The 229-nt window shown below is 74.7% G+C and carries 1 protein-coding gene; it reads left to right on the forward strand.

Features of this window, described 5'->3' with window-relative positions; genetic code table 11:
• Nucleotides 1-229 (forward strand): hypothetical protein (locus tag AC0IYU_RS35060; protein WP_472127024.1); only part of this gene is annotated, 229 nt, incomplete at both ends.

Genomic DNA, 229 nt, shown 5'->3' on the forward strand with positions numbered 1-229 from the left:
GAGCCCGACGGCGACGGCGAAGGCCAGACGCCGCGCCACGTCGATGCCGCGCTGCGCGGGGCCGACTGGATCGAGCCGCTGATGCGCCGCGAGAGCTACCTGGCGCTGCTGGGCGAACGCCCGGCCGTGCAGGAGCGCCTGCTGCGCCTGCTGGGCTCGGCCAAGTGGCCCGCGCGCTCCCTGATGCAGCACCCCGGCGTGATCGACGAGCTGGCCAGCGACGAAATGC

Source organism: Variovorax sp. AC103 (assembly GCF_979254005.1).